The following is a 13,697-nucleotide window of genomic DNA, read 5'->3' as shown; positions in this document are numbered from 1 at the left end:
GTGGCTGGGCGACATCTGTCATAGGGAGTCATGATACGATCAAGCGCGAGGCTGGCCGTCATCGCCATCCTCGTGAGCTGACGGAGGAAACCCAATGAGCAAGGACACGACCATTACGTCCACTCCACCCGAGACACCCGGATTGCCGGCACCGGATGCACACCCCCTCACGGCCCACGTCTCCGAGTACAGCGAGGAAGGTTTCTGGCACAAGGTCTCGTCGGTCGCCCGCAAGGCCGGCCAGACAGCACTCAATCCCGCCCTGCGCATGTATTTCGCGGCGCAGGATTCCGATACCCCTGTCTGGGCCAGAACCACTATCTACGGCGCGCTGGGCTACTTCATTTCCCCCATCGATGCCCTGCCGGACTTCACACCCTTGCTGGGTTACACCGATGACATCACCTTGATGGCGGGCGCGGTAGCCATCGTGGCGGCCCATATCAAGCCGGAACATCGCGCACGCGCGGACAAGGTGCTCAAGCGCTGGTTCGACTGAGCTGACGCCTCTTACGAGCCTTCACATAGACAAATGCAACAATATTCAACAAATGTTAACAAAGGTTGAAAGGCGTTGTCTGGCCCGTGTTTAGCCTCATGACATGCGCATGTTACGGTTAGCGACAACTTCGCCACGCCCGAGAATTCGTCATATGTCCGTCACTCGAATGCCCAAGCCATTGATGAAACTCGCTGTCGCGGGCACCGCCCTCATGATGCTGGCCGGCTGCGCATCGCGCGCGCAGATCGATGTCCCGAAGGTCGCGCCAGTGGAAGCGCAGGCCTACCAGCACAAGGTGTTCTATTCCGACGTCTATTACAGCCAACCACAGGCCAACCTGTTTTCTGGCGCAGCCCAGCAGGCCATGCAACCACTGGGTAACATCAAGCTGTCGCGCATCTGTTCACCGGCGATGACCCACTTCGATCAATTGCTGCGTGAGCAATTGCCCGCGTCTTCGCGCATCACCCATGATGCGCGTGCCAGCGACTACCGCCTGCGGGTGGAAATCCAGGCCCATGAGAATCGTGGCCCTGTCTATCTTGATTACCTGATCGCCCAGAACCTGACCAAGAATCTGCTGACCTTCGGTGTCGCCAACGAGGATTTCGATATCATTGCCGATTTCGATGTCCAGTATCGTCTCTACGACAAGAACGAGCAGTTGCTTTACAGCAAGGATTACGCCGTTCAGGACTCCGTGCCTCACCAGGCAGGCAACTTCGACTTCGGCGATCGCATCTTCCTGCCGGCCCAGAACATGATGAAGAAGTACCTGCTGTTGACGATGAATGACTTCTTCGTCAACGCCAGCCGCCCGAGCCCAGAACTTGCCGCCGTGCTCAGCGATAGCTGACATCGATAGCTGATAGCGAGCCAGATCAAGCACGCACTGGCAACACTCGACTTCCTATATGTCACATCACGACAACGCCTCGCCAGCCATGCTGACGAGGCGTTGTCGTAAGTGCCTATTAGTCTAACTTCGATAGCTTTTCTACATAGGTCTTCACTGATAAAACCAAAAACTCATCAACATATTCAATGATTTGATGACCAGGAAATTTTGTTGAGCCACTGGTAATACCAGATGACCTCAAGTAGCAGAAACAAATGGACTCTCTTACCTTGAGCTAGCGTCAGGTGCGACATGACAACGCACCTATCCAACAACAAAGACTTCCAAACGATGTTCGCCACGCAACATAGGGAGAGTGCTGCACATGAATCAGTCGCTATTGGCACTATTGGCCTTTGTGCCATTGCTGCTAGCCGGGGTGCTGTTGATCGGCTTTCGCATGGCCGCCCGCCTCGCCATGCCCATCGTCTTCTTGGTCACAGCAGTGATCGCACTGCTGGCCTGGGACATGACCTTCACTCGTGTGCTGGCCTCGTCCCTGCAGGGGCTGATACTGACGGTCGCGATCCTGTGGATCATCTTCGGCGCCCTGCTGCTGCTCAATACCCTCAAGCATTCCGGCGGTATCGCCGCGATACGCAACGGCTTCTCCGGCATCAGCCCGGACCGCCGCGTACAGGCCATCATCGTGGCCTGGCTGTTCGGTTGCTTCATCGAGGGGGCCTCCGGCTTCGGTACACCCGCTGCCGTCGCCGCTCCCTTGATGGTGGCGTTGGGCTTCCCGGCACTGGCAGCGGTCGTGGTGGGCATGATGGTGCAATCGACGCCAGTCTCCTTCGGTGCGGTCGGCACGCCCATTGTGGTCGGGGTCTCCGGTGGCCTCAACAAGGCCGGTGTCAGCGAGACACTGGCCGCGAATGACTCGAGTTGGGACGCCTACTTCCAACTGGTGACGTCTGAAGTCGCCATCACCCACGGCATCATCGGGATCTGCATGCCGTTGATCATGGTTGCGGTGATGGTGCGGTTCTTCGGTGCCAATCGCTCCTGGCGTGAAGGATTGGAAGTCGCCCCCTTCGCGCTGTTTGCCGGCGTCTGCTTCGTGGTGCCTTATGTATTGGCAGGCCTGTTACTGGGGCCGGAGTTCCCGTCGATGATCGGCGCCATGGTGGGGCTCGCCATCGTGGTACCGGCGGCGCGCAAGGGCTTCCTGCTGCCCAGCCGGACCTGGGACTTCCCGCAAGCTGACAGCTGGCCCGCGGAGTGGATCGGCAAGCTGGACATGACACTTGAGCCCGTCGAGGGTCGCAAGCCGCTTTCGGTCGGCATGGGGTGGCTGCCGTATGTACTGCTCGCGGTGCTGCTGGTGATGTCGCGCGTCATCGCACCGATAAAGGAAGCACTGACCTCGTGGAGCTTCGGCTGGAGCGGCATTCTCGGGGAGGGTGACATCTCCGGCAGTCTGCAGCCCCTGTACCTGCCCGGCGGTATTCTAGTGGTCGTGGTACTACTGACCATCGTGCTGCACCGCATGCGCATGCGCGATGTCAGTGCTGCCGTCAGCGAATCCAGCCGTACGATTCTAGGTGCCGGATTCGTGCTGCTGTTCACGATTCCGATGGTGCGCATCCTGATCAATTCCGGCGTCAACGAGGCGGATCTGGTGTCGATGCCGGTGGCGATGGCGCAGTTCATCGCCGATGGCGTGGGCGATATCTACCCGCTGTTCGCACCGAGTGTCGGTGCCCTCGGGGCCTTCATCGCCGGTTCCAACACCGTCTCCAACCTGATGCTGGCCGATTTCCAGTTCAACGTCGCCCAGGCCCTGGGCATCTCCAGCGCCATGATGGTCGCCCTCCAGGCGGTCGGCGCGGCGGCCGGCAACATGATCGCCATCCACAACGTGGTCGCCGCCTCGGCAACCGTCGGCCTCCTGGGTCGCGAAGGCGTCACGCTGCGCAAGACGATCCTGCCGACGCTCTACTACGTGATCTTCGCTGGCCTCATCGGCATGATTGCCTTCCACGGCCTGGGGGTGATCGACGGCTTGATGGGCTGACAGCACACCTCGTATCACTCTGGCAGACGACAGCAGGCCCGCATTGTGTGCGGGCCTGCTGTTACATGGAGATAATCAACGGAATATTGAATGTGTTTACTCCAGAGGGATGTTTATCAACAGGGTTCGGCGTAATAAATTGCCCAACATCACCGAAACGCCAGCCCTCATGCCGCAAGTTTCTGGAGCAGACACCCCATGACCCACTCTGTATTGCACCCTACCCGACTACAGCAAACCCGGTTGCAACAGGCCCGCGAGCTCGAACTGCCCTCACGCGAAGCCATGCTGCGGCGCGCGCCCTCCGTGCAGCAATTCTGGGACAATCACCGTCAGCTGCTGAGTGACGCCTGGCGTGAATGGGAAGCCGTCGAGCAAGACGACCTCGCCATCCTCGACAGTACCTTGATCGACGAGGCGCTGCGCACTGCCGTCAAGCAGGCGTGGGAGAATCCCGAGCGCGAGACGGACGTCAAGGCGCTGATGACCGAAGTCGCCACTGACGTCTATCAGTTCCAGCTCTTCGATCGCGAACGCATCGCTGACCTGCGCAACCTGCTGGAGCAGGCATGGGACGCCGGCATTCCACTACGCCCGCCGTATGGCATCGTGCTCAATCGTCGCGGCGCGATGCTCGACCAACGCTCACAGGGCTACCTGGCGGCACCGAATTTCCAGGCGTTCTACCAGCAGCTGCTCGACACCTACATGCGCCCGATCTCCCGCATGCTATTCCCGGAGATCATGGGCTACGATGGCCAGACCTTCGGCTTCTCGATCCACTATCAGCCCACCACGGATGCCTCGATTCGACCGCATACCGATGCCTCATCCGTGACGCTCAACATCAACATGAACCTGCCGGACGAGCCCTTCGAGGGCTCTGAACTGGACGTTCTCGATGCCGCCAGCGGTGATGCGGTGCGCTTCTCGTTCACGCCCGGCTCGGCCATGCTGCATCGCGGTAACGTGCCGCATGCCGCGCAGCCGATCACCAGCGGACAGCGCTCCAACCTCGTGTTGTGGCTGTATGGTGAACGAGGCCAGATACCGCCGCAGGGCGCCCAGCGTCGGGCGATACCTGCCGAGGATCGCTGGGTCGCCTCCAGTGCTGAACAGGATGATTACGCTCCGTTCTGATGCCTATCGCTATCGAGCAAAAACGACAAAGGGGGCCTTTGATAGGCCCCCTTTGTCGTTGTCATATGATCGAAAACGCCACTCAATCACCCGCTCACGACCATCGGATCATGGCCTCGCCTGGCATAACGGGAAAGCCGAGCAGGTCCCGGACTCCCGCCGCATCCGGCGAGAGCACCAGCCAGCTCACGGCCGCGATATTGAGCGATACCACACACCAGAACACGAACTGGTAGCTTGTCTTGCGCGTCTTGTGGCGCAGACTCTGCTGGGCGATCAACGCGCCCGGCCATCCACACGCAAGCTCCATGAAGTGCAAGGTATCCTCGCGGACTCTCTGTTCACTCTCAGCAGCGGCCAATTTATCTACCCGATACGCCATGTACGCCACCAGGCTCATGCCCAGATACGCTGCAGGCAATATCCATGGCAGACGCTCCTGCCACCATCCTGCACCGAGCACCACCGCAACGGCCAACGCCACCAACCATGCAAGCCCCACCCCGGTTGAAGTGCTGGAAGCTCCGGCCCCATGGGTGCGAAAGCAAATGGCACGTGGACGATTGTTGTCATCCATGCCCAACTGATAATGCACCTGCGCGCTGGCCTTGGGTCGCCCACGCCCCTTATATGCACTGATGTGGGCAAAGACATCCTTGCCACCCGACGCCGGGGTAATGAAGCCAAAGCCCTTGGCATCGTTCCAGCGCGTCAATCGTCCTTGAAGGTTCATCGTCTCTTCTCTTCCTGGTCTGGCCCCTTAGCCGATGAAGGTACCGGAGGTGTTGCCGCCGCCCTTGCCACCGGAGCCACCATCGCCGTTGTCGTCGTCATCTCTTTCATCTCTGTCACCCCTGCCATCCTTGCGCTCACGCTGATCGCCCCAGGGATCCTGATCCTGTGAGTGAGCGCCGCCTTGCTCATGGTGGCGGATATCGTCAGCAGAGGCCTTATGCGAATTGGCATGCACCGCCAGCGCATCATCGGGATTGCGCGCCGAGACCTGTGCCTGCTCTCGATAGCCCTGCGTTTCCAGCAGGCTCGCGTACCACTGGTTGCCCTTAAGGCTGATGGTCAGATTCAGGCCCAGAAACAGCACATTGGAGATGAGCTGCCCTTCCATGGTCGCCGGAATGAAGACCGAGCTGAGCACGATGAAGCCGAACAGGCTGCCCGCCAGCAACCACATGCGCTTGTAGAGCGCCCAGAACATGCCGAAGAAGAACGCCGGCCAGGACCAGCCGATCTTGACGGCGAGCGTGCCGTGCTGGGGATGCGTCAGAATGCGAAATGAAGCCATCGAGGAGATCCTAGTCTATGGCGCCGGGCCAGCCGTGAGCCGCCAGGGGCGCGGAACAAATGACATACATCGTCCACTATACCGCTGCCCACTTGTCAGGACCATGAACCTCGCTGGCGCTATCTCACTGATTCTCCTCAATCTTGTCAGCCGCGCGAGTCATCGAACCCAGTCATTCAAGCTCAGTCATTCACAGCGGGCCATTCGCGCCTGACGACACAGCTCACAGCGTCTGGATGACCAGAGGCGCCTCTCCCGCCGGGTAGGCACAGCACATCAGCACCTGCCCCGAAGCCACGGCGGCCTGGGGCGGCTCGGGATACTGCACCTGCCCCTCGACGAGTCGCAAAGCGCAGCTACCACAGCGCCCGGAACGACAACTGGACATGGCATTCACGCCTGACTGCTCGGCCAGCTCCAGCAGGCTGCCCTGTTCGGGCGTCCACTGGCGTATGATGTCCGCATCGCTGGCCGGCGGCTGGCCGGGTGCCCCGCGCGGCGTGAAGGTGACTTGGGCATGTTCCGGCAAGCTCGCCTGAAAGTCTGCCGATAGTGCAACCGCAGTTGCCTCGCCCTCCTCCAGTGAGCCGAGGCCGAAGAATTCGTGATGCAATTGCTCTCGCGGCAATCCCAGTGTCATCAGGGCGGCGTATTGCGCACGCATGAAGCCTTCCGAGCCACACAGGTAGACATGGCTCACGGCAAGCTCTGGCAGGCTTGCCGCCAGACTCGCCAGCTCCAGCCTGCCGACCGTTTGATGGTGTCCGGCCGCGAGGTCCGCCTCGGTCGGGCGTGACAGGGCGATATGTAACCGCAACCACGCATGCACACGCGACCAGCGCTTGAGCGTGTCGAGAAATGCCAGCTCTTGCCCATCCCGCGCAGCATGCAGGAAGAGCACCTCGCCGAGCGGAGGGTCGCCCGCCTCTGCCTTGTGTATCAGCTCTTCCAGCATGGCGATCATCGGCGTGATGCCGACACCGGATGACAACAGCACGATAGGCGCGGTCGCGTCCTGCAGGATGAAATCCCCTGTTGGAGATAGCGTTTCCAGTTCATCTCCCACCGCGATTTCATCATGCAGCAGTCGTGAGGCGAGCCCCTTGGGATCGCGGCGTACCGAGATGCGGTAGGCACTCTGCCCCACCTGCCAGGCCCGGGAGAGACTGTAACTGCGCATCACCGCTATCTCGCCGATGGACAAGGGCTTGCGTGGCGTGGAGGCCAGACGCAGCGTCAGAAACTGGCCGGCCTGATAGGCCGGGGTCGGTGTCGGTGTCGCGGCGGACTCCTGCCCCGCCTGCGACAACGGTGCCAGATAGAAGGAGGTGATCGACTCGCTTTCGCGCACCTTTTCGATGACGCGCAGTCGGCGCAGGCGGGCGGGTGCCTCGTCAGCGGCCGGCCAGTCACCGGTCTGCTCAAGCGACGGTGAGAGTTCGATCAGACGTCCCTGGGCGGGCAAGACATGCTCGACGTGCAATATCTGCTCCGGCACCACATCCACGATGCGCTCGGCCCCTTCGACCAGTGCTGCTCGCTGGGGATTCCAGTCGACCCGGGCATGTCCCTTGAGCAACAACACCTCGCCCGTGATGAAGTCAGGAATCAACAGGCTGACCCGCGCATCCAGCTCGATATTGCCCAAGGTGTTGAAGAAGCGATTGCCAGCAAAGTCCGGAAACGACAGGCTGCCATCGGCATTCAAATGCACAAAGCCGGGTCTGCCGCCACGATGCGAGACATCCACGCCGTTGGGCGCAGAATCGTCAAGCTCACCTGCGCGAGTGGCGATGAAGAAGGTGTCCGCCCGGGCCAGCAAGGCCCGCGCCGCTGCATCGTGGCATGTCGTCTCATCATTGAGTGACACCTCGCGACTGGCCAGCGATTTCGTCTGTCCACCCGCCCAGTCGATCTCACGTTGCTGGATATATTGCGGACAGTTGCCAAAACTCTGGTCGACCCCGATCCGCAGCCCATCCGGCACCCTGCCCGCCACCGCTTGCGGGGCAAGCAGGGTGCCATTCATTCGATTGCGTCGACGACTGGCAAGGTCCAGCCCGAGTACGCCGATTCTGGTGCCGGGGGTGAAGTCCAGTCCCAGCAAGTTCTCCAATGCGGGACGCACCTTTACCTGCAGCTCAGCGGACGTGGCGTCACACAGCTGCCCGGGCGGCGCGTAGCTCACCACGGCCCATGGCCAGCCATCGCCGTCAGGCACCCCCATGAACAGCACCGGCAGGCTTTCGAAGAAGGCGACGTGCTGCTCGGGCATCCGCTCGCGGACGTAGGGCGCGACCTGCTCGAGATAGCGCTCTGGTACCCCTGCACGTGCCTGCACACGCTGCTCACCTGCATGAAAGACCTGCCGATGCTCACTCATGGTCAATCCCTCGCGAAGATGTGGAGACTCAGGCCAGTACAGGACTCGTGGCCATGCCGACGAAACCCGGCTCGGCTTCGATACGCGCAAGCCAGCCACGGATATTGGGATAACCTCCCAGGCCGACACCTCCCTCAGGGGCATGGGCTATATAGCTGTAACCCGCGATATCGGCCAGGCTGAGGCGCTCTCCCACCAGGTAATGACGCTGATCCAGATGGGACTCCATCACGGCGAACAGGGCATGTGCACGATCGATGGCCTGTTCATGGTCGAAGGGAGCACCGAACACGGTCACCAGACGTGCGGTGCAGGGGCCGGCGGCGATCTCACCCGCCGCCACCGAGAGCCAGCGTTGCACTTCAGCCACGGCCAGTGCCTCAGTGGGCATGAAGCGCTGCTCGCCGTCATAGCGCCGGGTCAGATAGACGAGGATGGCATTCGAATCGCTGAGGAAGACCCCATTGTCCTCGATGGCCGGCACCTGCCCGAACGGGCTGATCTTGAGAAACTCGGGGGCCTTGTGCGCGCCGTTGGCCATGTCGAGATCCACCGTCTCATAGGGAATCTCCAGCAGTGCCAGCAGCAGCTCGACGCGGTGGCAGTGGCCGGACTTGGGATTGCGGAACAGGCGAATGGGAGATGCTTCAGCGGGAAATAGCGAGTTCATGGGTCACCTTCGTGGGGAGTGGAAAGACACGGTCTGAATCGTCTCATGCAGTCGAAACACCACGACCTATCAGACCTCCCCACGGTAATCCAATCACTACAAGGCTAGAATCCTCGGGTAATACAATTCATCATTCCATCAAATGATAGTAATCGATGCCAACGAGGCGCGAAGAATGGATAGATTGCAGACACTGGAGGTCTTCGTGGCCGTGGCCGATGCGGGAGGCTTCGCGGCCGGCAGCCGCGCACTGGGGATGAGTGCCCCCTCGGTGACCCGCGGCATCAATGCCTTGGAAGCTCGTCTGGGGACGCGACTGTTCACGCGTAGCACGCGACGCGTGCGTCTGACCGAGATCGGGCAGCGCTATCTGGAGGATGCACGCAGAATCCTGGCGGAACTCCAGGCGGCCGAGGACAGCGTCAGCGGCGCCGCGACTCGCCCGACTGGCGTATTGCGTATCACCTGTCCCACCGAATTCGGTCGCCTGCACGTGATGCCGTTGCTGATGGAGTATCTCGAGCGCTATCCCGAGATGCGCGCCGAGGTGGTGATGGTGGACCGCGTGGTCAACATGATCGAGGAGGGTTTCGATATCGCCGTGCGGATCGGCTCACTGCCCTCCTCGGGACTTTCAGCGCTGAGAGTCGGCAGCGTACGGCGCGTGGTGTGTGGCTCACCGGCCTATTTCGCCCGCGAAGGCACGCCTGTCTCACTGGAAGCGCTGGCCACACAGCGCGTCATCGCTTCAAGCACGCTTAACAACGGCAAGGAGTGGCGTTTCGGTCGTGAGGGAGAGCATGCGATACGCATCAGCCCGAGGCTGACGATGAGCAGTATGGCCGCCTGCATCGAGGCGGCCCGTAGTGGCTGGGGCATTACCCGCGTGCTGTCCTATCAGGTCGGCGAGGATCTCGTCGCCGGTCGTCTGCAGGCGGTACTGGAGGAACTCGAACCGCCTGCCCTGCCGATTCATCTGCTGCATAGCGAGGGACGCGGCGCAGTGGCCAAGGTACGTACCTTTCTGGATTTCGCCGCCGAGCGTCTGCGCGCCAATCCCGTACTGAATCCCTCACCGTCAGCGCGATTGACCGACTGATCCTGCCTATGGCGGGTTGAAGGCCGCCATGTCCTGTTGCAGCAGGCCCAACAGGCGGTTGGCGCCCCCGCTCAATTGTCTTCCCAGTCGGCTGATCAACTGCACATGGGGTGTGACGAACTGGGCTTCCTGCAACGGAATGCGGCACAGCCGTCCAGCATCGACCTCCTCAGCCACCACGAAATCCGGCAGCAGGGTCACGCCGCCCTGCAGCGCGAACTGCTTGAGCATCGCCAGCGCGTTGCAGGTGAGCGTCGGGCTCAGCATCACCCCGGCCTGATGCTCCGCCTGGGCGACAATCTGACGGATGCCGAACGATACCTCCGGCAGCGCCAGGGCATGACCTTCGAGCGCCGCCAGCGTCAGTGGCTCGCGTGGATCCTGGGTCTGACGTGCCAGAGGGTGATCGGGATTGACCACCGCACACACCGGCTGCGGCCGCGAGACATGCGTGCGGATCTTGGGATCGCGAGTCGGGTGAAACACAAGCCCGAGATGCGCCTCGTCCTCGACGACCTGACGGATCACTTCATTGGTTCCGCACAGATTCACCTTGAGTTCGATGCCCGGATGGCGCGCGGAAAAACGACTCAATGGCCCCGCCAGCCCCTCGATGAAGCCCTCACCGATCGCCAACACCAGCGAGCCGCTCTGCAGTCCCTTCAATGACTGCAATGACTCCAGCAATACCTCCTGCTGCGCCAGGCGCTGTCGATAGTATTCGAGCACCCGCTCCCCAGCCTCCGTCGGCTTCACTCCACGCCGGTGACGCTCCAGCAGCGGCATGCCCAGCTCATGTTCCAGCTGGGTGATCTGTCGGCTGACCGCAGACGGCGCCACATTCAGAAAATCCGCCGCCGCACGCACGCTACCCAGTCTGGCCGCCTCGTGGAAATGACGGATACGTCGTTCCTGCACCAGGCTCATCACGCCCCCAGCATTGCTTTGAAAGCAACATTAAAGTGAATTCGGGATTATTGCTGGAACACAGAAGCGCTGTCCATACTCGGGTCATTGGGTGCTACTCCCCCTTTCACCACGACAGGAATCACACAATGACAACAACCGTCGGTGTCCTCGGCCTGGGCAACATGGGCGGCGGCATGGCCGCCACACTTGCTCGCCATGACTTCCCCGTCATCGGGTTCGATCTCTCTCGGGCTGCGCGTGACAAGGCCGCTGCGGCAGGCGTCACGCCGGTCGATTCCCTCACCGAGCTGCTCGCGAAGGTTGAGGTGTTGATTCTCTCGCTGCCCAAGGCAGAGCAGGTAGAGCAGCTATGTATTGGCAAGAAAGGCGCACAGGAAACCGAACAGGAAGCCATCAGTCTGCTGGCCCTGGGCAAGCCCGGTCTGATCGTGATCGACACCACTACCTCGACTCCCGAGACCAGCCGCAAGGTGGCAGCGGCGCTGGCGAGTCGCGACATCGACTTCATCGATGCCCCGGTGTCCGGCGGCCCCAAGGGCGCAGCGAGCGGCAGCATGTCGATGGTGATCGGTGCCGAGGAGGAAGTGCTGGCCCGCGCCATGCCGGTACTGGAAGCCATGAGCGGCAGCCGCGTACACGTTGGCAGCTGTGGTGCGGGCAACGTCGCCAAGATCGCCAACAACATGCTCGCGGCCTGTCATCTGATCAGCACGGCGGAGGCCGTCTCCATGGCCGCCAAGGCAGGCGTATCGCCGGAGAAATTGCTGGAAGGCGTGAATGCGGGTTCCGGGCGCAGCGGCGCCAGTCAGGTGATGTTCCCTAGCTGGGTGATCAACAAGGCCTACGATTCCGGTTTCACCATGGGCCTGATGCGCAAGGATGTCGGGCTGGCCAGTGATCTGGCAGCAGAGCTAGGCCTGGAACTCCCCCTTGCCAATACCGTGGCGCAGCTCTGGGATGACAGCCGCGCGACGCTGGATGACAGCGAAGACTTCTGCGCCATTGTGCAACGCACTGACCCGACCCTCTTTGGCCACGGAGAATAAGCCATGCTGACCCAGAACATGACCCCGACCTCCCCGATCGCTAAGCGCATCGCCGAGCTGATGCAGAATTTTCAGAACGGCAGCCAACCTCATGACGACAACTTTGTCATCAGCAGCCTGATCGGCGGCGAGTTCATCACCGGCACGGGTGAGCCCATCGAGGTACGCAACGCGCATGATGACAGCCTGATGCTGTCCTTCCCGGATGCCGATGCGTCTCAGGTCACGCTCGCCAACGCCGCCACGCGCCAGGCACAACCGCAGTGGGCCGCCATGACCGCCCAGGCACGTGGGCGCGTCATCTATCAGGTGGGGGCCTTGATTCGCGAACAGGCCGAGGCGCTGGCCGAACTCGAGGCGCTGAGCGCCAACAAGCCGATTCGCGATGCGCGTGTCGAGGTGGCCAAGGTCGCCGAGATGTTCGAGTACTACGCGGGCTGGGCAGACAAGCTGCACGGCGAGGTAATTCCGGTCCCGACCTCACACCTCAACTACGTGACCTATGAGCCGCTGGGTACCGTGCTGCAGATCACGCCGTGGAATGCGCCCATCTTCACCGCGGGCTGGCAGATTGCCCCGGCCATCACCGCCGGCAATGCGGTGATCCTCAAGCCTTCGGAGTTGACGGCGCTGTCCTCGCTAGCCCTCGGTGTGTTGATCGAGCGCGCCGGCGTGCCACGCGGACTGGTCAACATCATCGCAGGCTACGGCCATACCATTGGCCAGGCCTTCATCGCCGAGGGCGACATCCGCAAGGTGGTGTTCGTCGGCTCGCCCGCGACCGGCCGCCACATCGCCACCGCCGCGGCACAGCGCTGCATCCCCAGCGTGCTGGAGCTGGGCGGCAAGTCGGCCAACATCGTCTTCGAGGATGCCGATCTCGAGGTGGCCCTGCGTGGCGCCCAGGCGGCCATCTTCTCCGGCGCTGGTCAAAGCTGCGTGTCGGGTTCGCGCCTGCTGGTACAGGCCTCTATCTACGAGAAGTTCACCACTGCACTGGCCGAGGCCGCCACGCAATTCACCCTCGGTGACCCGCAGGACCCGGCGACCCAGATCGGCCCGATCAACAACGCCAAGCAATACCAACATGTGACGTCGATGCTTGCCGGGGCCATCGAAGACGGCGCGCGCCTGGCGGATGGCTCAGCAGACCCCATCCCGGACACCGGCGGCTATCATGTCGCGCCGACGGTACTGCTGGGCGACAACGCCATGGCCTGCGCACAGGAAGAGATCTTCGGCCCGGTCGTGGTCGCCATACCGTTCGAGGAGGAAGCCGACGCCATCCGCATCGCCAACGACAGTCGCTTCGGGCTGGCCGGCGCCGTCTGGACGCGCGACGTCGGCCGCGCCCATCGCGTGGCACGCCAAGTGCGTGCCGGCACCTTCTGGGTCAATGGCTACAAGACCATTCACGTCAGCTCGCCCTTCGGCGGCTACGGCGAGAGTGGCTATGGCCGCTCTTCAGGACTGGATGCGCTGCGCGAATACAGCGAAGTGAAGAGCGTGTGGGTCGAGACGGCCGCCGAGCCCGCCGCCAGCTTCGGCTATGGGGCCAGCTTGGAATGAAGATTGGGCAGTAAGCAGTCGTTACCTCACAGTCCTGATTTGCTACCACCGAGCGCTGCCATCGACATGGGGTAGCGCTCGAAGGGTGATTTCGGCCATATAACGTCACGCCCACTGCCTGACCGAGGTTTCTTTCCCCT

The 13,697-nt window shown here is 61.8% G+C and carries 12 protein-coding genes; 7 read left to right on the top strand and 5 right to left on the bottom strand.

The features are described 5' to 3' along the window. The first annotated feature begins 94 nt into the window (after positions 1–94). From NH396_RS13650 to NH396_RS13635, 4 genes are all read left to right on the top strand, one after another. Positions 95–499 carry a YkvA family protein gene (locus NH396_RS13650; protein ID WP_253064411.1) on the top strand — a complete coding sequence of 135 codons (405 nt, stop codon included), beginning with the start codon at positions 95–97 and terminating at the stop codon, positions 497–499. Between the two features lie 154 nt (positions 500–653). Further along, positions 654–1,358 (top strand): hypothetical protein, encoded by a 705-nt coding sequence (locus NH396_RS13645; protein WP_253064409.1) that lies wholly within the window; start codon positions 654–656, stop codon positions 1,356–1,358. Between the two features lie 367 nt (positions 1,359–1,725). Beyond that, the gene (locus tag NH396_RS13640) at positions 1,726–3,420 is read left to right on the top strand and encodes an L-lactate permease (protein ID WP_253064407.1); all 1,695 of its coding nucleotides are present in this window, start codon (positions 1,726–1,728) and stop codon (positions 3,418–3,420) included. Between the two features lie 198 nt (positions 3,421–3,618). Next, positions 3,619–4,560: a 2OG-Fe(II) oxygenase gene (locus NH396_RS13635; RefSeq protein ID WP_253064399.1), complete on the top strand. Its 942-nt coding sequence runs from the start codon at positions 3,619–3,621 to the stop codon at positions 4,558–4,560. A 94-nt stretch (positions 4,561–4,654) separates the two neighbouring features. On the opposite strand, the gene NH396_RS13630 is transcribed toward NH396_RS13635, so the two are convergent. From NH396_RS13630 to NH396_RS13615, 4 genes are all read right to left on the bottom strand, one after another. Next, positions 4,655–5,293, bottom strand: coding sequence for a cold shock and DUF1294 domain-containing protein (locus NH396_RS13630; protein ID WP_253064398.1), 639 nt, complete (start codon positions 5,291–5,293; stop codon positions 4,655–4,657). Between the two features lie 27 nt (positions 5,294–5,320). Then, positions 5,321–5,860: a DUF2628 domain-containing protein gene (locus tag NH396_RS13625; protein ID WP_253064397.1), complete on the bottom strand. Its 540-nt coding sequence runs from the start codon at positions 5,858–5,860 to the stop codon at positions 5,321–5,323. A 223-nt stretch (positions 5,861–6,083) separates the two neighbouring features. Continuing rightward, complete coding sequence (locus NH396_RS13620; RefSeq protein WP_253064396.1) at positions 6,084–8,243, bottom strand: pyridoxamine 5'-phosphate oxidase family protein; 2,160 nt, start codon at positions 8,241–8,243, stop codon at positions 6,084–6,086. A 28-nt stretch (positions 8,244–8,271) separates the two neighbouring features. Further along, a complete protein-coding gene (locus NH396_RS13615) occupies positions 8,272–8,913 on the bottom strand; it encodes a glutathione S-transferase (protein WP_253064395.1) in 642 nt (213 codons plus the stop codon). A gap of 175 nt (positions 8,914–9,088) precedes the next feature. On the opposite strand from NH396_RS13615, the gene NH396_RS13610 reads away from it, so the two are divergent. Then, entirely contained in the window at positions 9,089–10,012 is a 924-nt protein-coding gene (locus NH396_RS13610) for a LysR family transcriptional regulator (RefSeq protein WP_253064394.1), read from the top strand. Between the two features lie 6 nt (positions 10,013–10,018). Here NH396_RS13610 and NH396_RS13605 read toward each other — a convergent pair whose 3' ends face one another. Further along, the gene (locus NH396_RS13605; RefSeq protein WP_253064392.1) at positions 10,019–10,939 is read right to left on the bottom strand and encodes a LysR family transcriptional regulator; all 921 of its coding nucleotides are present in this window, start codon (positions 10,937–10,939) and stop codon (positions 10,019–10,021) included. Between the two features lie 128 nt (positions 10,940–11,067). On the opposite strand from NH396_RS13605, the gene NH396_RS13600 reads away from it, so the two are divergent. Continuing rightward, entirely contained in the window at positions 11,068–11,988 is a 921-nt protein-coding gene (locus tag NH396_RS13600) for an NAD(P)-dependent oxidoreductase (protein WP_253064390.1), read from the top strand. 3 nt (positions 11,989–11,991) lie between these two features. Continuing rightward, complete coding sequence (locus tag NH396_RS13595) at positions 11,992–13,557, top strand: aldehyde dehydrogenase family protein (RefSeq protein WP_253064389.1); 1,566 nt, start codon at positions 11,992–11,994, stop codon at positions 13,555–13,557. The last annotated feature ends 140 nt before the right edge of the window (positions 13,558–13,697 follow it).

Source organism: Cobetia sp. Dlab-2-AX (genome assembly GCF_024124625.1).
Taxonomy (GTDB): Bacteria; Pseudomonadota; Gammaproteobacteria; order Pseudomonadales; family Halomonadaceae; genus Cobetia.
The sequence above is the reverse complement of the archived record's forward strand: the minus strand, read 5'-3'. Positions and strand labels throughout refer to the sequence as shown.